At 65.4% G+C, this 2050-nt stretch carries 1 protein-coding gene; it reads right to left on the bottom strand.

What is annotated here, in order from left to right; all coding sequences use genetic code 11:
* Positions 1–2050: MobF family relaxase (gene mobF, locus WAW17_RS02685; RefSeq protein WP_422331476.1), on the bottom strand; the 2050-nt coding region annotated here is incomplete at both ends.

Below are 2050 nucleotides of genomic sequence, written 5' to 3' on the forward strand. Positions count from 1 at the left end.
AGGACCCGACGGTCATGCCCTGCGATCGGTGGACCGTGGCGGCGTAGCCGAGTTGGACGTTGGCGGTGATGTAGTCCGATGCGACGACGACGCGGCCGCCGCTGACATGGTTTTCGAGGCGCAATGATCCGTCGACGCCGATCTCCACGATCGTCCACAGGTCCCCGTTGTTGACACGTCCGGTACGCTGCCCGGTCTCATCTTTCACGACATATTTGCTGTTGTTCTTCCGGGTGACGACGACGTCACCGACGGCACCTTCGAGGCCGTCCGCGAGGATGATCCCGGGACCGGTGACGGTGCCCTTGTCGCGGTAGTACGTCGTCGCCTTCATGTTCAGCTCTCGCACCAGATCGTTGGTGGGGGCGACCATCAGGGCGACTTCGCCGTCTTCGACGTCAGCGACGTACGCGTCGAAGACGGTGTCCGCCAGCTCGTGCTTCATGGCGGCGCGGATGCGATCCTGCTTCTGATACCACTCGAGGGCCTTCTCGTCGCCGTTGCGCAGGAGCAGGCTCGATGTGGCTTCGCCCTTGGTGCGGAATCGGTGAATCTTGGACAGGAACGGTGCGAGGGTGCGCTCGGCCAGATCCCGCAGAACACCGCCGGATTCGACGGACGCCAACTGCTGATGGTCCCCGAGGAGTCGCACGACCGCCCCGCGAGCGGTCGCGATGCGGGTCAGGTCGGCGAGATTGCGGGCCGACGCCATGCCCGCTTCGTCGACCAGCAGGACATCGCCGGCGTCGATGCCTGTCGGTATTCCGTGCTTGTCGCGGGTGAGGATGTCGGCGATGGTGCGCCCTTCGACGCCGATCTCCGCTCCGAGGACGTCCGCGGCCTTGGCCGATGGTCCGAGAGCGATGACCTTTCCGTTGGTCTGCTCCCATGCGCGGGCGAAGGCTTTGGCGGCGGTGGTCTTACCCGCGCCGGCGGCGCCCACGGCTACAGCGACTTTCCTCCCGGCCGTCAGGAAATGCTCGATCATCGCGATCTGATCGATGCCGAGTTTGTGGCCGCTTTCCTTCTCGACCTTCCTGATCTGCCGGCGGATGATCCGGTCCGGCACCGTCAGGTCGCTGCCGGCATCGGCTTTGCGCCGCATGTAGGACTCGGCCGCGAGGACCGACTCGGAGGTGTACCGCATGGTGGTGCGGTCGACGGAATGCAGGCGAACAAGCCCGCCTTCGACCCTCTCCGACAGCTTGTCGGGTGCCGTGTAGATCTCGGTGAAGACCGGGATGCAGTGGTTCTTCACCAGGGTTTCCACGGCAGCCTCGACGTAGGAGGCCACGTCGGAATCCTCCGCGAAACTGAACGCGCGGACCTGGCGTTGCACCTCGGCGGTGAGGCTGTACACGGTCCATGTACCGACTTTGCGGGACAGGTCTTCCTCGACCTTGCGAACCAGTTCGGGAAGATCGTCCGGACCGAACGAAGGACGATTGTCCCGCCCGGTTCGCGCCAGGTCCACCAGCTCGCGGGGGGTGCTGTCGACGACGATCGCCCGGGCCCGCTCGTCCCACTCGGCACGCAGTTGGGCCATCGAGCGCGGCGGATTCTTGGCGTTGCGGGTGTCCAACGTCGCCTGCTGCGCCTGTGCGTACTGGACCTTCTTCGGCGGATTCTTGCCGTGGCGTTCGGTGTACGCGCGGGCGAGTTCTTCCTGGCGGTCGACGATCGCTTGGCGTCGGGAGAACTCTTCGATCAGGGAGATCGGGATGCCCTCGACTTCGTAGACCGGTTGCTTGCCGGCCGGGGTGTCCGCCCTGGGTGCGAAGCTGACACCGAGGTTGCGGGCCACCAGGTCCGCCACTCGGGTGTTGTACCGCTCCGACGCCGACACCGCGGCGCGGTAGAACATGCGGCCGTCGATGGTGGTCCACTTTTCTTCCGCATACACCCGGTTCAGTACCGCGCAGTGCGTATGCAGATTCGGGTCACCCACCCGGTTGTCCCAGTGGTCGAACCGGGCGATGAGCAGACCCTCGGCTTTGATCATCCGAGCGCCGGCCTTGCCGCGCCGGGTGTAAGTCAGCTCGTCCTCGAC

The sequence above is a fragment of the Rhodococcus sp. (in: high G+C Gram-positive bacteria) genome, from assembly GCF_049286785.1.
Taxonomy (GTDB): domain Bacteria; phylum Actinomycetota; class Actinomycetes; order Mycobacteriales; family Mycobacteriaceae; genus Rhodococcus_F.